This is a genomic window from Streptomyces sp. S4.7 (genome assembly GCF_010384365.1).
Taxonomy (GTDB): domain Bacteria; phylum Actinomycetota; class Actinomycetes; order Streptomycetales; family Streptomycetaceae; genus Streptomyces.
Window position 1 is genome coordinate 7,821,925 of the sequence record NZ_CP048397.1, and the last position, 17,552, is coordinate 7,839,476.

Annotated in this window: 17 protein-coding genes; 9 read left to right on the plus strand and 8 right to left on the minus strand. The window is 72.0% G+C overall.

The features are described from left to right. Window positions 1–37 precede the first annotated feature (37 nt). The 3 genes from SSPS47_RS34115 to SSPS47_RS34125 form a co-directional block, all read right to left on the minus strand. Window positions 38–523 (minus strand): RpiB/LacA/LacB family sugar-phosphate isomerase, encoded by a 486-nt coding sequence (locus SSPS47_RS34115; protein ID WP_164254249.1) that lies wholly within the window; start codon window positions 521–523, stop codon window positions 38–40. Further along, window positions 520–1,539, minus strand: a complete 1,020-nt coding sequence (locus SSPS47_RS34120) for a ribokinase (RefSeq protein ID WP_164254250.1) — start codon at window positions 1,537–1,539, stop codon at window positions 520–522. Before SSPS47_RS34120 ends, SSPS47_RS34115 begins: the two co-directional genes overlap by 4 nt. Before the next feature lie 210 nt (window positions 1,540–1,749). Continuing rightward, the gene (locus tag SSPS47_RS34125; RefSeq protein WP_164254251.1) at window positions 1,750–2,760 is read right to left on the minus strand and encodes a LacI family DNA-binding transcriptional regulator; all 1,011 of its coding nucleotides are present in this window, start codon (window positions 2,758–2,760) and stop codon (window positions 1,750–1,752) included. A 244-nt stretch (window positions 2,761–3,004) separates the two neighbouring features. On the opposite strand from SSPS47_RS34125, the gene SSPS47_RS34130 reads away from it, so the two are divergent. Continuing rightward, on the plus strand, window positions 3,005–3,784 hold the full coding sequence (locus tag SSPS47_RS34130) for an SDR family oxidoreductase (protein WP_164254252.1): 780 nt from the start codon (window positions 3,005–3,007) through the stop codon (window positions 3,782–3,784). A gap of 99 nt (window positions 3,785–3,883) precedes the next feature. On the opposite strand, the gene SSPS47_RS34135 is transcribed toward SSPS47_RS34130, so the two are convergent. Continuing rightward, a complete protein-coding gene (locus tag SSPS47_RS34135; protein WP_164254253.1) occupies window positions 3,884–4,849 on the minus strand; it encodes an EamA family transporter in 966 nt (321 codons plus the stop codon). A gap of 40 nt (window positions 4,850–4,889) precedes the next feature. Between SSPS47_RS34135 and SSPS47_RS34140 the strand changes: the two genes are divergently transcribed. From SSPS47_RS34140 to SSPS47_RS34150, 3 genes are all read left to right on the plus strand, one after another. After that, complete coding sequence (locus SSPS47_RS34140) at window positions 4,890–5,396, plus strand: MarR family transcriptional regulator (protein WP_164254254.1); 507 nt, start codon at window positions 4,890–4,892, stop codon at window positions 5,394–5,396. Between the two features lie 136 nt (window positions 5,397–5,532). Beyond that, window positions 5,533–6,216 carry a winged helix-turn-helix domain-containing protein gene (locus SSPS47_RS34145; RefSeq protein WP_164254255.1) on the plus strand — a complete coding sequence of 228 codons (684 nt, stop codon included), beginning with the start codon at window positions 5,533–5,535 and terminating at the stop codon, window positions 6,214–6,216. A gap of 56 nt (window positions 6,217–6,272) precedes the next feature. Next, the gene (locus SSPS47_RS34150) at window positions 6,273–7,613 is read left to right on the plus strand and encodes an MFS transporter (protein ID WP_239065370.1); all 1,341 of its coding nucleotides are present in this window, start codon (window positions 6,273–6,275) and stop codon (window positions 7,611–7,613) included. Between the two features lie 199 nt (window positions 7,614–7,812). Here SSPS47_RS34150 and SSPS47_RS34155 read toward each other — a convergent pair whose 3' ends face one another. Next, window positions 7,813–8,556, minus strand: a complete 744-nt coding sequence (locus SSPS47_RS34155) for an NAD(P)H-binding protein (RefSeq protein ID WP_164254256.1) — start codon at window positions 8,554–8,556, stop codon at window positions 7,813–7,815. Window positions 8,557–8,764: 208 nt separating this feature from the next. On the opposite strand from SSPS47_RS34155, the gene SSPS47_RS34160 reads away from it, so the two are divergent. After that, a complete protein-coding gene (locus tag SSPS47_RS34160; RefSeq protein ID WP_164254257.1) occupies window positions 8,765–10,033 on the plus strand; it encodes an aromatic acid exporter family protein in 1,269 nt (422 codons plus the stop codon). 376 nt (window positions 10,034–10,409) lie between these two features. Here SSPS47_RS34160 and SSPS47_RS34165 read toward each other — a convergent pair whose 3' ends face one another. Then, the gene (locus SSPS47_RS34165; protein WP_164254258.1) at window positions 10,410–10,835 is read right to left on the minus strand and encodes a MerR family transcriptional regulator; all 426 of its coding nucleotides are present in this window, start codon (window positions 10,833–10,835) and stop codon (window positions 10,410–10,412) included. A gap of 83 nt (window positions 10,836–10,918) precedes the next feature. On the opposite strand from SSPS47_RS34165, the gene SSPS47_RS34170 reads away from it, so the two are divergent. Beyond that, window positions 10,919–12,019 (plus strand): alkene reductase, encoded by a 1,101-nt coding sequence (locus SSPS47_RS34170; RefSeq protein ID WP_164254259.1) that lies wholly within the window; start codon window positions 10,919–10,921, stop codon window positions 12,017–12,019. A gap of 31 nt (window positions 12,020–12,050) precedes the next feature. Next, the gene (locus tag SSPS47_RS34175; RefSeq protein WP_164254260.1) at window positions 12,051–12,383 is read left to right on the plus strand and encodes a DUF6191 domain-containing protein; all 333 of its coding nucleotides are present in this window, start codon (window positions 12,051–12,053) and stop codon (window positions 12,381–12,383) included. 97 nt (window positions 12,384–12,480) lie between these two features. Here SSPS47_RS34175 and SSPS47_RS34180 read toward each other — a convergent pair whose 3' ends face one another. Continuing rightward, window positions 12,481–13,755 (minus strand): lactonase family protein, encoded by a 1,275-nt coding sequence (locus SSPS47_RS34180; protein ID WP_164254261.1) that lies wholly within the window; start codon window positions 13,753–13,755, stop codon window positions 12,481–12,483. Between the two features lie 98 nt (window positions 13,756–13,853). Further along, a complete protein-coding gene (locus SSPS47_RS34185) occupies window positions 13,854–14,774 on the minus strand; it encodes a hypothetical protein (protein ID WP_164255295.1) in 921 nt (306 codons plus the stop codon). A gap of 489 nt (window positions 14,775–15,263) precedes the next feature. Here SSPS47_RS34185 and SSPS47_RS34190 point away from each other — a divergent pair, with 489 nt between their 5' ends. Together SSPS47_RS34190 and sigJ are read left to right on the plus strand one after the other, a co-directional pair. Further along, complete coding sequence (locus tag SSPS47_RS34190) at window positions 15,264–16,352, plus strand: N-acetylmuramoyl-L-alanine amidase (protein ID WP_164254262.1); 1,089 nt, start codon at window positions 15,264–15,266, stop codon at window positions 16,350–16,352. A gap of 142 nt (window positions 16,353–16,494) precedes the next feature. Further along, window positions 16,495–17,490, plus strand: a complete 996-nt coding sequence (gene sigJ / locus SSPS47_RS34195) for an RNA polymerase sigma factor SigJ (RefSeq protein WP_164254263.1) — start codon at window positions 16,495–16,497, stop codon at window positions 17,488–17,490. Window positions 17,491–17,552 lie beyond the last annotated feature (62 nt).

Genomic DNA, 17,552 nt, shown 5'->3' on the forward strand with positions numbered 1-17,552 from the left:
ACGGGGGTGCGGGGTGGGGGAGGGGGAGGAGCGGCGGTCAGTTCCCGTCGGCGGGGAGCTCCGCCGCGAGTTCGCGCGCCGACCTGAGCTCCAGCTCGTGGAGCTTGGCGACACGCCGGAGGGTGTCCTCGTCGTTGTCGAACGTCGCGCCGAGGAACGCCTCGACCACCGCGCCCGCCATCGCCGGACCGATCAGCCAGGCACCCATGGCGATGGCGTTCGCGTCGTCGTGCTCGACCGCTTGGTGGGCCGAGTAGACGTCGTGCCCGAGGCCGCAGCGGATCCCGGCGATCTTGTTGGCCGCCATCAGCGCGCCGGCGCCGGTTCCGCACACGAGCACGGCGCGGTCGGCCTCACCGGTGCGTACGGCGTCGCAGGTGGCGAAGGTGATGTCGGGGAAGTCGACCGGCGCGTCACTGTCCGTGCCGCGGTCGAGGACTTCGTGGCCGAGCCGATCCAGAACGCCGCGCACATGGTCCTTCAGCGCGTGTCCGGCGTGGTCGTTGCCCAGTGCGATTCTCATGTGTCAGCCCTTCGTGGTGAGTTCGTTGATGTCGGTGCCGCCGGTGACGCGGGTCGTGTCGTGGTGCCGGTGGCGTCCGAGATCGCGCGCGCCTCGCCGATCTCGTCCGCGTACGGGATCGCGGCCATCGCCCCGCGCCGCGTGACCGTGACCGCCGCCGCGGCCGAAGCCGTCGCCAGTGCGGCGGGCAGGTCGCTCTCGCCCCGGGCGAGGGCCGCCGCGAGATAGCCGGTGTAGGTGTCGCCGGCCGCGGTGGTGTCGACCGCGGTGACCCGTACGGCGGGGATGTGGACCACCCGGTCGCCGGTGTTGACGTACGCGCCGTCCGCGCCCGTGGTGCAGACGACGACACAGTCCAGCGCCCGGGACGTGGTGAGCACGGTGTCCGCCGTGTCCCGGCCCTCGCCCGTGCCGGTCTCGTCCGCGCCGACCAGCCCGGCCACCGCCCGCATCTCCACCTCGTTGACCACCAGCAGATCGATGTCGGCCGACAGGCAGCCGGCGTCGGCGGGCGCCGGGGCGGCGTTGAGTACGACGGTGGCGCCGCGCTCCTTGGCGAAGCGGGCCGCGTGGGCGACCACCTCCACCGGGGTCTCCAGCTGGAGCAGTACGAGATCGCCGGGCGCCGCCGCGGCCAGCCCCGATTCGACGTCCCGCCGGGTGAGACGGGCGTTCGCGCCGGACGCCACGATGATGCGGTTCTCGCCGCCCGCCTCCACGGCGACGACCGCCGTGCCCGTGTGCGTACCGTCCGCGGTCACCACCCACCCGGTGTCCACACCCGATTCGGTCAGTGCCCGGCGTACGAGCCGGCCGTGCGCGTCGTCGCCGAGCGCGCCGATCATGGTGACCGCCGCACCGGCCCGTGAGGCCGCCACGGCCTGGTTGCCGCCCTTGCCTCCCGCGGTGATCAGTACGTCCGACGCGAGCACGGTCTCGCCGGCCGCCGGGAACGCGGGCACCTCCAGGAGCTGGTCGGCGTTGAGGCTGCCGACGACGAAGACGGTGGTGGGCATGGGGGATCCCCGTTCATGGTGTGGAAGGCGCCGTGCTGTACGGGACGGCGGTCGCCGGTCGGGCGGGCCGCCTCCCTCAGAAGGCCTGATACGGATGAGCAGTTGTGTGATGTGCGAGGTGACCGGCGGACGCCGGTCCCGCCTCCCGCGGCGGGGAGATCCGGACGGCGGGCGCGGGCCGGGGTGTGGCCGCGTACCGCCTTCTTCCGGCTAGACGGGCCGGCGCCGGCCGCCCGACGATTCCCGTACGACGAGACGCGTCGGCAGGACCACCGACTCGGGTGTGCGGCCCTCGATGACGTCGAGGAGGAGTCTCATCGCCGTCGACCCCATGGCCTGTGCGTCGTGCGAGACGACGGTCAGCGGCGGGTCGAGTTCGGAGAACCACTCGATGTCGTCGAAGGCCACCAGGTCGATGTCCGAGCCGATGCGCAGCCCACGGCGGCGCAGCGTCCCGAGCGCGCCCACGGCCATCGGGCTGTCGGCCGCGAGCAGCGCGGTCGGCGGGCGTCCGCCGGACAGCAGCCGTTCGGCCGCCGCCGAACCGCTCGCCGAGCGGAAGTCCCCGGAGGTGATCAGCTCGGGGTCGGCGTCGAGACCGTGCCGGGCGACGGCACGCACGAACGCGTCGTGCCTGGCGCGGCCGGTGGAGATGGACCGGGGGCCGCCGATGTAGCCGACACGGGTGTGGCCGCGGTCGGCGAGATGGGCGACGGCCTGGTCGATGCCCAGCGCGTTGTCCGAGGTCACGCTGGGCACCTCGAATCCGTCGACGGTCCGGTCGACGAAGACGAGGGGGACGGTGGTGGCGAGGGTTCGCAGGTTCGCGCTGTCCTCGCCCTGCGGGGCGATGATGATGCCGTCGACCCGCTGGGTGAGGAAGGACTCCAGATAGGTGTCCTGCTGCTCGGGGTCCTCGTTGGCGTTGGCGAGGAGGGTGACGTAGGAGGAGCGCAGGGCGGCTTGTTCGGCGCCGTGCGCCACATCCGCGAAGAACGGGTTGCGTACGTCGGAGATGAGCAGCCCCACCGTCTGTGAACGGGCCGAGCGCAGGGAGCGCGCACGGGCGTCGGGCCGGTAGCCGAGTTCGGCGACGGCGGCGTGGACGCGTTCACGGGCGGCGGGGGAGGTGGAGGGGTTGCCGGAGAGCACCCGGGACGTCGTGCCCACGGAGACGCCGGCCAGTGCGGCGACGTCCTTGATGGTCACGGTGCTGTCCATGGGTGCCTCTCGCGGATCGGTGTGCGGGGGTGGCTGGGCAGGTGGTCGGACGGGCGCTCGGACTGACGGGACTGTATCCCGAGAGCGTCTGGAAACGATTCCATGGAAACGTTTCCGAGACAGGATCCTGAAGTGTCTCCTCCGGTGCGTCAAGGGGTTCGGCCGATCGGTTTCTGGATCGGCCCGTGCGGCGGTCACGTCCCCCACCAGCCCGTGGGCCAGGTGTGACGTCTAATCTGCGGGCATGGATTCGCAGGCGTATCTCTCCGAACTGTTCTCCTTGGAAGGTCGCGTCGCCCTGGTCACCGGCGGCAGTTCCGGCATCGGCAGGGCCATCGCGCAGGCCCTCGCCCGAGCCGGTGCGAGCGTTGTCGTCGTGGCCCGCCGGGAGGCGGAACTGGCCGCCACCGTCGACGAGTTGACGGACCGTGGCTGCAAGGCGGCATGGGTGAGCGGCGATCTCGGTACGCGCGAAGGGGTCCGTACGGCGGCCGACGAGGCGGCGCGGATGTTCGGCGAACCGGACACCCTCGTCAACTGCGCCGGGATCAATCTGCGGCCTCCGCTGGGAGAGACCGGTGACGACGTGTGGGACACGACGATGTCGGTGAATCTGGAGGCGCCCCATCTGCTGGGGCAGCGGTTCGGCCCCGGCATGGCCGAGCGCGGTTTCGGGCGGATCATGCACGTGACGTCCCAACAGGCGCACCGGGCGTTCGTCCAGAGCGGTGTCTACGGCGTCTCGAAGGGCGCTCTGGAGTCGCTTGCCCGTTCACAGGCCGAGGCGTGGTCGCGGTACGGGGTCACCTGCAACACGCTCGTTCCGGGCTTCGTGATGACGCCGCTCAACGAACGACTGTCGTCCGACCCCGAGCGCGTGGCGGCGCTCGCCGCGCGCACGATGACCGGGCGCAACGGGCTCGCGGAGGACTTCGCCGGCGCGGCCGTGTTCCTGGCGAGCCGGGCCTCCGCGTACGTCACCGGGCAGTCGGTCTTCGTGGACGGCGGGTTCTCCGTCCACTGATCCGGCTGTCTGGGGCCGGACGCGGATGAGGACCGGGCGTGGACGCCCGGTGTCCGGTTCGGGTCCCTGCCCGTGCCGGGCTCGTGACCACGCCCGGAATCAGACCCGTTGGCGTCGGGTCCGGTCATCGTGTGGCCGTGGGGCGGGTTCGCCGGGGCGGGCCGCCGACCGCCGTGTGCGCAGGGCGCACGCGGCCCGTGTCACGCCCGGCTGTCCCAGCACGATGCCGAGGAACACCAGTACCAGCCCGACGCCTTGGCGCGCCGTGAGGGTGTCGCCGGCGACGAGCGTGCCCAGCAGGACGCCGGTGACCGGGTTGAGCAGACCGATGAGCCCCACCGTTCCCGCGCTCAGGTGCCGCAGACCGGTGAACCACGCCGTGAACGCGAGGGCCGTCGCCATGCCGGAGAGGTAGGCGAATCCGAGCAGCGCGCCCCCGTCCAGCGCCGGCGGCGCCCCTTCGACGGCGATCGCGACCGGCACCAGGACCGCTCCTCCGGCGATGAGCTGCCACGAGGTCAGCGCGAGAACGTCGACGTCGGGGCACCACTTCTTGGTGAGGATGTAGCCGATCGAGGACATCGTCATGGCGGCCACGGAGGCGAGCACGCCGAGCGGATCGACGCCGGTCGCGTTCGTCAGGAGCATGACGCAGACGCCCGCGATCCCGACGCCCGCGCCGACGGCGGGCAGGGCGCGCGGACGCTCCGCCAGCAGCGGCCAGGCGAGCAGCATCATCAGCACCGGCGCGGTCGCCATGACCGTCGAGGCGATGCTCGTCGGCAGGAGCTGCGCCGCCACGTAGACGAGGGCGAAGAACGCCCCCATGTTCAGGGTGCCGAGCACCAGCGCCTTCCACCACAGCGCCCCGTGCGGCCGTCGTCCGCTCAGCGCGAGCAGGACGATCCCGGCGGGCAGGGCCCGGAACACCGCCCCGTAAAGCGGATGGTCCGCCGGCAGATGACGCTGTGTGACGAAGTACGTCGTGCCCCACGCGATCGGCGCGACGGCGGTGACGAGTGACCAGCGGGCGGCCCCGGAGCTTGTTGCGGCGGTAGCTTCCATGGAAGCAATAGTATCTTCCCTGGAAGGTATTATTCCCGTCATGACCGAATCCCTTGACCGCGTGGCCCGTATCCAGCGGGAATGGGCCCGCGAGCGCCCCGATGTCGATGTCCGTCCGCAGGGCGTGATCGGGCGGCTGCACCGCCTCGGCGCCTATCTCACCGAGGAGTTGTGTGTCGTGTACCGGAAATACGGGCTCGGGGAGGGGGACTTCGACGTCCTGGCCGCGCTGCGGCGGGCGGGGTCGCCGTTCGAACGTGCCCCCGGCGAGCTGGCCGAGTACACCATGGTCACGACGGGCGCGATGACGAAACGTGTCGACCGGCTCGAACGGGCCGGGCTCGTGTCGCGGCGGGCCAGCGAGAGCGACGGTCGCGGCAGGGTCGTCGCGCTGACCCCGGAGGGCCGGGCGCTCATCGACCGCGCCTTCTCGGAGCACATGGCCAACGAGCGCCGCCTGCTGGGAGCCCTGACCGAGGACGAGGCGGCGCGGCTCGAATTCCTGCTGGTCAAGTGGCTCGCGGCGGCCGAGGGGCCTCGCGGCTGAGCGTGCGTGGGTCCCCCGGGGCTCCGGTCAGGGGGCCCACGGCCGGGTTCCGTCCGGGAATCCCAAGACTTGTTCGCGAAGATATATTCGCGAACAAGTCTTTGCGAAGAACTGTTTGTGGTCTACTCTGCTCCGTATGACGGATTCCGACGGCACCCCTCGCGGTCCCAAGCACGGTTCGAACACGGTCGTCCTGGACGCCAAGGGACTGCGGGCCCTCGCCCACCCGGTACGCGTCCAACTGGTCGGACTGCTGCGCAAGCACGGCCCTTCGACGGCCACCCGGCTCGCCGAGCGGCTCGGGGTCAACTCCGGTACGGCCAGCTACCACTTGCGCCAGCTCGGCGACGCCGGGTTCGTCGAGGAGGACGCCGAGCGCGGCAACGCACGGGAACGTTGGTGGCGCGCGGTACACCAGTCCACGTGGTTCAGTGAGCCCGAGCTGGCCGAGCGGGAGCCGGAGGCGGCGCTGGCCTATCTCCAGTCGGTCGCCGCCGCGTACACCCTGCGCACGCAACGGGCGCTCAGCGAGCTCCAGACGCTCCCCGACCAGTGGCGCGGCACCTTCGACATCAGCGACTGGCCGCTGCGGCTGACCCCCGAGGAGACGGTGAACCTGCGGGAGGAATTGCACGCACTCCTCGCGCGCTACCGCTCGGACACTCCGGAGACGGCGGCCGAGGCGCCGGAGGGCGCCGAGCGCGTCTCGCTGATCACCCAGATCCTGCCCGAGCTGGACACCTTGGGCGAAGACTCCACCGACGCCGGTCCCGCGAGCGAACCGGCCCCCGCGCGGCGGCGGGGAATGGAGACCTGGTGAAGCGAACGGGGGCGCGGAAGAAGGATCCTGACGCCACATCAGGGCCGCGTACGCCGCTGCCGCTCGTCGGTCTGCTCACCGCGATGGCGGTGTCGCTGACCGGTACGCGGGTCTCGGCCATCGCCCTGCCCTGGTTCGTACTCGTCACCACCGGCAGCGCGACCCGGACCGGGCTCGTGGCCTTCTGCGAGATGGCGCCCTACGTGGTGGTGAAGGCGTTCACCGGGCCGCTCGTGGACCGGGCCGGACCACGGACCATCTCCTGGACGACCGACCTGATCAGCGCCGTCGCCGCCCTGGCGGTCCCCGTCCTGCACGGCGCGGACCGGCTCTCGTTCCCCCTGCTGCTGGTGCTCGTCGCGCTGATCGGCGCGGCGCGCGGGCCGGGCGACCTGGCCAAGGACGTCATGGTCCCGGAGGCGGCCGACCACGGGCGGATCCCCCTGGAGCGGGCCGCAGCCTTCGCCGGTGTGACCGAACGGCTCGCCTCCACCGTCGGACCGGCGGCGGGCGGCGCCCTGATCGCGCTTCTCGGCCCGCTGGCGGGGCTGAGCGTCAACGCGGCCTGTTTCGCGCTCGGTTCGGTGATCATCGCGCTGGTGCTGCCACGGGGCATGGGCCGGCCGGCCGAGCATGTCCCGTCACCCCGGGACCACGGTGATCCGTCCGCCGAACCGGGCTACTGGCGGCGGTTCGGCCAGGGCTTCACCTTCCTGCGCGGTGAACCGCTGCTCCTCGCGATCATCATCATGGTCGCGATCACCAACCTCCTTGACGCGGCGTTCAGCTCCGTGCTCCTCCCCGTCTGGGCCAAGGAGTCCGGCAACGGACCGAGCGCCATCGGCCTGTGCGCGAGCGCGGGCGGCCTCGCGGCGATCGGCGGCAGCCTGATCGCGGCGGCCGTCGCGCACCGGACGCGCCGACGGCTGGTGTTCTTCGGCGGATTCCTCCTGGCCGGCGCGCCCCGCTGGCTGGTCCTCGCCTCGCCGGCACCCCTGTGGGCCGTGGTGGCCGTGTTCGCGGTGGGCGGCTTCGGCGCCGGGTTCCTCAACCCCATTCTGGCCGCGGTCAGTTACGAACGCGTACCCCGCCCTCTGCTCGGCCGGGTCAAGGCCCTCAGCGGATCGCTCTCCTGGTCCGGAATCCCGCTCGGCGGGCTGATCGGCGGCGCGGCGGTGGCCTCGTTCGGCCTGGCGCCGGTGCTGCTGGCGGGCGCGGCGGCGTACTTCCTCACGACGAACCTCACCGGACTGCGCCCGGAGTGGCGGGAGATGGACCGCCGGCGCGGCAAGGACCGGTCGCCACAAGCCCGGTTCACCCCACCACCCGCGCCCCCGAAGCCCGGCCCGGACGGTCCGGACGCGGACCCGGAGCACCTCACGCTCTCGGAGCGGTGAACCTCCCCTGCCGTGCCCGCTCCAGGTCCTGTCTTCGAAACTGGCGTCCGGCTCACGGCGTCCGGCACGGACGTCCGCCGCGTTGCCGGACTCGCCCGAGTACACCGGGTACGGATGCGATCCTCCGTCTTGCGATCGCGCGCACCGGACGCCGCGGGCCACGCCCTGCGGGCGGACGACGCCAGTTCGAGGACAGGACCTAGCGCTGCCTCTCCAGCCACTCCTCGAAGGTGGTCGGCGCGATACGGGCGTTCTCGCCCGGCAGCAGGACATTGCCCGCCATCTCCGGCCCGAAGACGGCCGACCAACTCGGCACCAGCTTCACCGTGTGACCGCGTGCCTCGTTGGTGCGCCGTGCCATGTCCACCAGGTCCTGCGGCCCGGGTCCGGCGACGTCCACGTACCGCCCCCGTGGCTCGCCCGTCACGATCTCGGCGAGGACGTCGGCCACGTCGGCGGGCGCGATCGGCTGTACGAGCAGGGGAGCGACCGTGGCGACACCGTCCCGCTCGGTCCAACTCGCCACCATCGCGGCGAAGTCGTGGAACTGTGCGGCCGGGACGATCGTCCACGGCACCGGTCCGGCGGACACGAGACGTTCCTGCTCCCGCTTGCCCGCGTAGTGGGCGTTGCCTTCGACGCGATCGACGCCGGCGATCGAGAGCAGCACATGGTGCCGGACCCCGGCCCGATGCCCGGCGGCGAGCAGGTTCCCGGTGGCGGCGTGGAAGTACGCGACCGTCCCGGCCCGGTCCGCCGCGGTGCTGTTCGTGACGTCCACGACCGCGTCGACCCCGGTCAGCGCGTTGTCGAGCCCCTCACCCGTCGACAGGTCCACGCCCAGGGACCGGCTGACGCGTACGACGTCGTGGCCGCCCCGTTCGAGCGCGGCCACGGTGAGCGCCCCGATGTTCCCGGTCGCTCCGGCGACTGCGATCCGCATGCTGCTCTCTCTTCTCTCGCCGACGCTCGATCCCGCGCGGACAGTAACAGGGGGTGAGCGCGCCTGCGGCGCAGCTCGCGCGGTACCGCCGGGTCCATGTCCTGACGGGAACGGCGCGCCGGGCACGGCCTGGCCACCGGTGGCCTGCACAGCGCGGTGCCGCGTGTCGTACGCACTGCGCGCGGGGTCTGTGGGCAGGGTGCTGCTCATGAGACTGCGGGGCGCGGGCGACGACGACAAGGACGGCTCCGGGCGCGGGGCGTTGACGGCAGTGGTGGACCTGCGGAAGGACGTGACCATCACGCAGACGGTGCGCTCGGCGGTGGCCGCGACGCTCGCCTACATCGTCGCGCTCTGGCTCAGCACGGAACCCGCGCCGCTGACGGCGCCGCTCACCGCGCTGCTCGTGGTGCAGGTGACGCTCTACTCCACCCTCACCACCAGCTTCCGCCGGGTGAACGCCGTCGTCGCCGGCGTACTGATCGCCATCGCGTTCAGTGTGCTCGTGGGGCTGTCGTGGTGGAGCCTGGGGCTCATCATCCTGGCCTCCCTCCTGGCCGGCAGGCTCGTGCGGGTCGACGAGTTCGTTCCCGAGGTCGCGATCAGCGCCATGCTCGTCCTCGGCGTGACCCACGCGGCGAACACCGCCTGGGACCGCGTCCTTGAGACCTTGATCGGCGCGGTGGTGGGGCTGCTGTTCAACGTGCTGTTCGTGCCGCCGGTCTGGGTCTCCGCCGCCGGGGAGTCCATCGAGGACCTCGCCCGCCAGATGCGCCGGCTGATGCGCGACGTCGGCGAGGAGCTGACCACGCCCACCCCGGTCGAACGAGCCGCGGCCCGGCTGTCGGAGGCACGGCGGCTCGACCACGGTATCGCCGAGGTGGACGCGGCGCTGCGCCAGGCCGAGGACAGCCTGCGGCTCAACCCGCGCGTCAAGGAGGGACTCCTGCACCGGGTCGTGCTCCGTACCGGCCTCGACACGCTGGAGATCTGCGCGGTCGTGCTGCGTGTGCTCACCCGCACCATCACGGACCTCGCCAAGGAGCGTCAGGAGGAGAACCTCTTCACGCCCGAGGAGGGATCCGCCCTGGAGGAGCTGCTGTCGCAGGTCGCCGACGCGCTCGTCAGTTTCGCCGTACTGGTCACCACACAGACGAGCGAGTCCGCCGAGGCGGCGGAGGACCGACTCGCGGGCGATCTGAGCGCCGCCGCGGCGAGCCGCGATCGGGTGGCGCATCTGCTGCTGGAGGGCGTGCAGCGGCACCCGAGGCAGTGGCAGCTGCACGGCGCGCTGCTGTCCGAGATCGACAGGCTGCTCGACGAACTCGACACCGACCACCGCTCCAAGCGGCTGATGGAGGAGCTGGACAGAGCCACCCGTGAACAGCGCGAACAGTATCCGCGGTACACGGCGTTCAGACAGTGGCTGCGCGGCCTGAACCGGCCGCGCCGGCCGAGGCCGAGGCGCACCCCGTAGGTCCTGTCTTCGAACTGGCGTCTGGCTCACGACGCCTGGCACGCACGCCCGCCGCGTTGTCGGACTCGCCCAAGTGCGTCCAGTACGAGAGCGGTCCTCCGTCCTGCGATCGCACGCACCGGACGCCGCGGGCCCCGCCCTGCGGGCGGACGACGCCAGTTCGAAGACAGGTTCTGGGACCTGTCCGGAAAGTCCCGCCCGGCCCGCGGCGCCCGGCACGGCCCCTCTCCCCCCCGTAGCCCTCCGAGAGGGGCACGGGGGAGGCGCGCCCTGCGTTGTCGGAGTCGGCCGAGTACGGCTCGGTACGAGCACGGTCCTCCGCCTTGCGGTGCACCGCGCCGGCCGCCCCGGGCCCCGCCCCCGTGGGCGGACGGCGCTACATTCCGGACACGGCCCGGGGAGCAGGGGTCCCGCTCCGGGCCGGGGGCCGGCCGGCTGTCGAGGACGAACCGGCCGCCGCCGTGATGACGTCGTCCAGCACCTCGCGCGTACGCATGAGTTCGGCGATCTGCTGGTCGATCCTGGCCCGCTGCCGCGTCAGGTCGGCCACGAGCCACGGCGTCGCGGCCTCCGACGGGCCCCCGTCCTCGTCCCGCATGCACGGCAGCAGTTCGGCGATCTTCCCGCTGCACAGCCCGGCGGCGAACAGCTCCTGGATACGGATCACCCGGTCGACCGCCCGCTCCGGATAGGTGCGGTGGCCCGAGGGCGTGCGCTCCGACGCGAGCAGTCCCTGTTCCTCGTAGTAGCGCAGCGAGCGTTCGCTGACGGCGGTACGTCTCGCCAGTTCGCCGATCTTCACGCGTCCTCCCCGGGGGTCCGCACCGTCGCGGTGACGGTGGCGGGATTGAACCTGACACCAGTGTGAGGTCCTACCGTCCCGCCATGACGAAAACGACGCTGCTCGCCCCGTATTCCCTCGGCCCCCTCCATCTCCCCAACCGCATGGTGATGGCCCCCATGACCCGCTACCGCGCGGCCGTGGACGGCGCCCCGCTGCCGGTCGTCGCCGAGCACTACGCGCAGCGCGCCGGCGCCGGCCTCATCGTCACCGAGGGCATCTGGCCCAGCAGCCGGGGCCAGAGCGGCTGGCGGCTCCCCGGCCTGGAGACCGCCGCGCACATCGAGGGCTGGCGCGCGGTCACCGACGCGGTGCACGCCGCCGGGGGCCGCATCATGGCCCAGCTCATGCACGGCGGGCGGCACGGACACCCGCTGTCCCGGATCGACGGGGACGTGCCGCGCGGCCCGTCCGCCGTACGGGTGCCCGGCCCCGTACACGTACGCGACGGCGGCAAGGCCGACCCCCTCCCGCCGCGCGAGATGACCCGCGACGACATCCGGCGGGCCGTCGACGACCACGCCGAGGCGGCGGCGAACGCCATGGCGGCGGGCTTCGACGGGGTCGAACTGCACGGTGCCAACAGCTACTTGATCCACCAGTTCCTCGCCGACAACACCAATCTCCGCACGGACGAGTACGGCGGTACGACCGAGGGCCGGATCCGCTTCCCCGTCGAACTGGTCACGGCGGTCGCCGCCACGATCGGAGCCGGGCGGACGGGGCTGCGGCTCTCCCCGGGCAACCCCCAGTTCGGCATGGCCGAGGCCGACCCGGCGCCCGTGTACCACGCGCTCCTTGACTCCGTCGACCCCCTCGGTCTGCTCTACCTCCACCTCACCGACAACGACAGATACCCGGCCCTCACCGACCTGCGGCCCCGCTGGCACGGCCCGCTCGTCGCGAACGTCGGTGAGAACCACGACCCCACGACGCGTGAGGCGGGCGAGGCGGTGCTCGCCGCAGGGCTCGCCGACCTCGTCTCGTACGGCAGGTCCTTCATCGCCAACCCCGACCTCCCCGAACGCTTCGCCTCCGGCGCCCCGCTCAACGCCGTCGACGAGCGGCACCTTTACACACACGGCGCCGAGGGCTACACCGACTACCCGGCGCTGCACCGGGACCTCCGCGCCGTATGCACATGACGCCCCCGCGAGGCGCGGGCGATACTGACGCATGGAATTCGCCGTCTTCATGACCCTGCCCGGTCCGGTCATCCTGCTGACCGCGCTGGCCTTCGTCGATCAGCACCTGCTGCGCGCCGGCCGGGCCGGCATCCTGCCGTGGCGGAATGTCGCCCGGCAGGGCCAGGTCTCGACGACCGGCTTCGGGATGCTGCACGCGAGCCTCTCGCCCGGCAAGCGGAGCGAGTTGAAGGAGCGCAGGTCGGCCCTGCTGATGCGGGACGACGAGGAGGACGGGGCTCCGCCGAACCGGACGACGGTGGATCTGGACGGCGGCACGGCGGTCGTACGGATACGACCGGGCCTGCCGGGCCGCCCGGACTGACCGTCCGGCCCGGCGAACCCGCGTCTTCGGTCGCTCGGAGTGCTCACGGCGCTCCGAGCGACCGAAGCCCGCAGAGCCCGCAGAGCCCGCAGAGCCCTCAGAGCGGAAGGACGCAGACGGCGACCGGGGACGCGAACGGGTCGCCCGTCGCCGCCAGTTCGCCACTGTCCTGGTCGACATGGAAGACGGAGACGGCGTTCGACCGCTGGTTCGCGGCGAACAGCAGATTCCCGTCGGGCGAGAGGGCGAGCTGCCTCGGGTGGTCACCCCCGACGGGCACCGTGTCCAGCAGCCGCAGACCCGCGCCGTTGTCCTCGACGGCGAAGCGGGACAGGCTGTTGTGCCCCCGGTTGGCGAGGAAGACGAATGCGCCGTCGCCCGTGATCACGGGCTGGGAGGGGAAGCTGTCGCCCGCGCCGCCGGCGCCGGTGGGCAGCGGTTCGCCGGGGGTGAGGGCCCCGGTGCCGGGGTCGTACGGGCAGACGGCGATCGTGTTGTTCAACTCGTTGGCCAGATAGGCGAATCGGCCCGAGGGATGGAAGACGAGATGCCTCGGCCCGGCTCCCGCGGGCAGCCTCGCGTACGAGACCCGGGTGAGCGTGCCCGCCGTGTCGTCGAGACGGTAGGTGTAGACGCTGTCGGTGCCGAGGTCGACGGCCAGCACATGGGCGCCGTCCGGGCTGGTGACGATCTGGTGCGCGTGCGGGCCGTTCTGGCCGGGGCCCGGAGCCGGTTCGGTATGGGTGACCAGGTCGGTGCGCTCGCCCAGTGCGCCCGACGCCTCGATGGGGTGCACGGCCACGTTGCCGGAGCCGTAGTTCGCGCTGAGCAGCCACCGCCCGCCGGGATGGACCGACAGGTGGCAGGGCGACGAGCCGCCGGTGCCTCGTGTACCGAGGACCGTGTGGTCGCCGTTCTCGCCCAGCGCGATCGCGGTGACGCCGCCGTCCTGGCGCTCGTTGACCGCGTACAGGGTGCCGCCGTCGGGGTGCACGGCGAGATACGAGGGGTCGCCGACACCCTGGAGCGTGCCGGTGTCGGTGATGCCGCCGGTGCCCGTGTCGTACGAGGCGAGCCCGATGCCCGTACCGCCGCTGGAGGTGTACGTGCCGATGAACAGCGTTCCCGTCGCGCGTAGTCGCCGGGAGCGCGCCGTGACTCCGGCCGCGGAAGCGGTGGTCGGCGCGGTCCGGGTCGTCGCGGACGTCGCCGCCGCCGTGGCGGGTACCGCGACCGTCGCGACGGCGGCGGCCACTATGCCGATGACCTGGCGGCGGCTCGGGCCGCCGGCCGGCCCGGCGGCTGTCGCGGGCGCTCCCGCGCCCGGGGCCGAATCCTTGCCTGAGGGCGTTCCTGTGCGGTCGTATGTCATGCCGGGCACCTCGGATGACTCGTGGGGGGAGTGCTTGCCGGTGTTGTCCCACACCCTGTCGCCATCGCGCCCCCGTCGGCAAGGCCCCATCGGCGGTGTCAGTCGCGCAACGCCTGGGCGTCCCCCATCACGATCACCGGCCGCTTCGCCGGGTCCAGCAGGCGCAGGAGTTCGACCATGTGCGTTCTCGACAGCGAGACGCACGCCTGGGTGGGACCCCTGTGGTCGACATGGATCCAGACGCCACCGCCCTTGCCGAGGCCGAGAGGGCGCTCCTTGTCCAACGGCGTGGTTCCGGGCGTGCGGTTGTAGTCGATGGCCACGACGTAGTCGAAGGAACCCTCCAGCGGCTCGCCCAGAAATCCGGTTCCGGTCGCCTCGAAGTCGCTGTCCTCGTCGTAGGGGAGCCGGGACCCGGGGTCGGGCAGCCGGCCACCGGCGTCGCCGAGTGTGAAGACACCGATCGGCGACCTCAGGTCGGAGGCCCGGTGGTTCCGGGTCCAGCCGCGCAGCGCGTTGTGCGCGGGCCAGCGGTTGGTGACGGGTTGCCAGCCGGTGTCCGCGTCCCGCTCGTACAGAGCGACTCCGGACCGCGGTGAGTTCCGGCCCTCGCCCGTGACGACGAGGGCCTGGCGGGCGGAGAGGGGAATATCGGCGCGGGTGACCGGGCCGAGGCCCGGGATCTCGCGGATCGGCGACGCCTCCACCGGTGCGCCGGCGACCCCACGGGCCGCCGCCCTGTTCAGCGGGTCCTGACGGCGTTCGGGCCGTCCGTACCGTGTCTCACCCCGCGCCGGGTGCCCCTGTGTCGGCTTGCCCTCGGCCGACTTGCTCTCCGCGATCCGGTTGCTCTGCGCGATCCGGCCCTCTTCCGCTCCGGCCGGCTCCGCCCTGCTCTCCGCCCGCCGTCCGTCGCCCGGCGCCTGCTGCGCGCATCCGGTCAGGAGCAGGCAGGTGCAGAGCGAGGTGAGGGTCAGAGCACCTCTGGCACCGTGGAGAGCGCGGGGGAGGAGACGCATGTCGAACCTTTCGTGGGCGTGGGCAGGCGGTTCGTCCTCGTCCGCCGCGTTTCTCTGCGCCATGAAACGCGATCATCGTGTGATCCGACCGCCACGAGATACGCGATCAGGGACAGATCCCGGGATTTCCCCCGTTCTGCCTAAGAAGGCGTCAGACGTCGTAAGCGGAAGGGGTATGTGGAGGGGTGGATTCCGGTCGGCTGCCGACTCTTCTCCGGCTTCCGTCATTGGTGCGAGCAAAGGCGGTCGAGGGCGATTGGTCGGCCCGCGGGTGATTCGTGAACGCGCGTAGTTTCAGTCGGCCGAAAGAGCGTCAAATTGGTTGCCCGACAGGGTTGTCGAGGACATGGCGGAATTGCTTGTCTTGACGCGTCGTGCATCGTGGCGCGCCACGACTCCGCCCCACCGGAGTGGCCAACCCCGCTGCGCGGCTTGCCTGTTGTCGTTGAATCCGGGAGATCGTTCCCCCCACTTCCCAAGGAGATCGACATGGTTGCCAATTCAGGACCCGGCCGTCGTACGGTGCTCAGAGGCGGTCTCACCGCCACGGCCGTCGGGGCGCTGGGACTCGCCGCGACCGGACCGGCGAACGCCGCCCCCGTCCGCCGCCCGGCGGCCCGTTCACCGCTCGCCACCGCGGAGCCGCGTATCTACAGCACCGCCGAATGGGGCGCGCGGCCCCCGAACCAGCAGATCGTCGTGCTCGACCGGGTGCCGACCTACATCGTCGTGCACCACACCGCGGAGCCCGGCAACAGCGAGGACTACTCGCTGGAGCACGCGATGGAGATCTGCCGGTCGATCCAGAACTTCCACATGGACGGTCAGGGTTGGGGTGACTCCGGTCAGCAGTTCACCAACTCGCGCGGCGGATTCATCCTCGAAGGCCGGCACCAGAGCCTCGACGTCGTACGCGGTGGCACGCAGCACGTGCAGGGCGCGAACGTCGGCGGCCGCAACAGCGAGGTCATCGGCATCGAGAACGAGGGCCTCTATACGGAGGTCGACGTACCCGCCGCGCTCTGGGGCTCGCTCGTCCAGCTCGTCGCCTGGATCGCCACCCAGTACGGGCGCCCGGTCACCGACATCATGGGCCACCGTGACTTCAACTCCACCGAGTGCCCCGGCGGTGTGCTCTACGGCAGGCTCCAGGAGCTGCGCGACGCGGTCGCCGGCGCCCTGGGCGTGGCGCCGGCCGACCGGCCCTCCGTCTGGCCGCTGCTGCGGCCGGGAGCCGCCGGTCCTCAGGTGCGTGCCGCGCAGTACCTGCTGCGCGCCCGCGGCTTCGAAGACGTGCCCGTGGACGGTGTCTTCGGTGCGGCCACCAAACGCGCGGTGGTCAAACTCGCCGACGTGCACAACGTCGAGAAGCACACCTGCGCGGCCATGGCCCGCAGCCGTACGGACGAGACCGGATATCTCGGCTCCGACATCTGGCCCCTGATCACCCCGAAGGTCAGGGCGGGCGAGAACGCCGACGTCGAGAAGGCGGTGACCACCCTGCACCGCGCCGGCGCGGACCGGGCCCACTCCACCGGCGTACTCACCGCGACCGACTGGAAGCACCTCCTGGCCTGACCCCGCGCGACCCTTCGGCGGCAGGAACCACTTCCTGCCGCCGAAGGCATCCTTACGGCGGACCGCGCTCCGCGGGCCGGATGTCAGACTCCAGGTGGTACGGCGCCTTCTTGAAGAGGGGGCAAGCTACAGGAGGCACGACATGTCCGAGCCCGGGACCGAAGCCGGCAGCTCGCGGGAGCAGGCGGCCGACACGGCGACGCGGGTCTTCGTCGACCACCGCGATCTGCTGTTCTCCGTCGTCTACAACATGCTCGGCAGCGTCGCGGACACCGAGGACGTACTCCAGGAGACCTGGCTCTCCTGGGCGGGCAGGGTCGGGCGCTCGCCGACGGCGGACATCGACCATCCGCGCGCCTATCTGGTGCGCATCGCGGTGAACCACGCGCTCGCCGGACAGGCCGGCGCCGCCCGCCGCCGCGAGACGTACATCGGGCAGTGGCTGCCCGAACCCCTGGTCACCGGCGGCACCGACACCGCCCGGTCCGATGCGGCCGTCGGACCCGCACGAGCGGCCGACGACGCGTCGGACGCCGCCGACCGGGCGCTGCGCACCGAGTCCGTGTCGATGGCGCTGCTGGTCGTCCTGGAGACCCTCACGCCCCTCGAACGCGCGGTGTTCGTCCTCCACGAGGTCTTCGGCTACGCGCACACCGAGATCGCCGGAATCCTCGACCGCAGTCCGTCGGCCGTACGGCAGCTCGCGCACCGCGCCCGCGAACACGTCCTCGCCCGCCGCCCGCGCTTCCAGACCCGCCCGCGTGTCCAGCGGCAGGTGACCGAGCGGTTCGTCGCGGCGGCGCTGGGCGGCGACGTCGGGACGCTGATGGAGATCCTGGCACCCGACGTGGCGATGTGGTCCGACGGCGGCGGCAGGGTCCGCTCCGCGCCGAGGCCGATCCACGGCCGGGAGAAGGTGGCCCGCATGGTGGCGGGCTTCGCGGCGCGGCCCAGGGAGGGCCTGGACATCCGTTACCGGAGCGTCAACGGGGACCTGTCGGTGGTGGTTTACGAGGGTGGCGCCCCTTACGGGGTGATGGTGATGGACCTGACTCCCGACGGTGACCAGGTGTCCGGTGTCTATCTCGTCATCAACCCGGACAAGCTCTCGGACGTCCGGCGGTCGGAAGGGGACTGACCGGACGGGGTGGCGGGACCGGGGGAGGGGCGGGGTCGAGAGGGGTCACGGGATCGGTCCGG

Coding starts and splice junctions, on each gene's coding strand:
- SSPS47_RS34115 (WP_164254249.1), bottom strand. CDS start 523: ATGAGAATCGCACTGGGCAACGACCACGCCGGACACGCGCTGAAGGAC.
- SSPS47_RS34120 (WP_164254250.1), bottom strand. CDS start 1,539: ATGCCCACCACCGTCTTCGTCGTCGGCAGCCTCAACGCCGACCAGCTC.
- SSPS47_RS34125 (WP_164254251.1), bottom strand. CDS start 2,760: ATGGACAGCACCGTGACCATCAAGGACGTCGCCGCACTGGCCGGCGTC.
- SSPS47_RS34130 (WP_164254252.1), top strand. CDS start 3,005: ATGGATTCGCAGGCGTATCTCTCCGAACTGTTCTCCTTGGAAGGTCGC.
- SSPS47_RS34135 (WP_164254253.1), bottom strand. CDS start 4,849: ATGGAAGCTACCGCCGCAACAAGCTCCGGGGCCGCCCGCTGGTCACTC.
- SSPS47_RS34140 (WP_164254254.1), top strand. CDS start 4,890: ATGACCGAATCCCTTGACCGCGTGGCCCGTATCCAGCGGGAATGGGCC.
- SSPS47_RS34145 (WP_164254255.1), top strand. CDS start 5,533: ATGACGGATTCCGACGGCACCCCTCGCGGTCCCAAGCACGGTTCGAAC.
- SSPS47_RS34155 (WP_164254256.1), bottom strand. CDS start 8,556: ATGCGGATCGCAGTCGCCGGAGCGACCGGGAACATCGGGGCGCTCACC.
- SSPS47_RS34160 (WP_164254257.1), top strand. CDS start 8,765: ATGAGACTGCGGGGCGCGGGCGACGACGACAAGGACGGCTCCGGGCGC.
- SSPS47_RS34170 (WP_164254259.1), top strand. CDS start 10,919: ATGACGAAAACGACGCTGCTCGCCCCGTATTCCCTCGGCCCCCTCCAT.
- SSPS47_RS34175 (WP_164254260.1), top strand. CDS start 12,051: ATGGAATTCGCCGTCTTCATGACCCTGCCCGGTCCGGTCATCCTGCTG.
- SSPS47_RS34180 (WP_164254261.1), bottom strand. CDS start 13,755: ATGACATACGACCGCACAGGAACGCCCTCAGGCAAGGATTCGGCCCCG.
- SSPS47_RS34185 (WP_164255295.1), bottom strand. CDS start 14,774: ATGCGTCTCCTCCCCCGCGCTCTCCACGGTGCCAGAGGTGCTCTGACC.
- SSPS47_RS34190 (WP_164254262.1), top strand. CDS start 15,264: ATGGTTGCCAATTCAGGACCCGGCCGTCGTACGGTGCTCAGAGGCGGT.
- sigJ (WP_164254263.1), top strand. CDS start 16,495: ATGTCCGAGCCCGGGACCGAAGCCGGCAGCTCGCGGGAGCAGGCGGCC.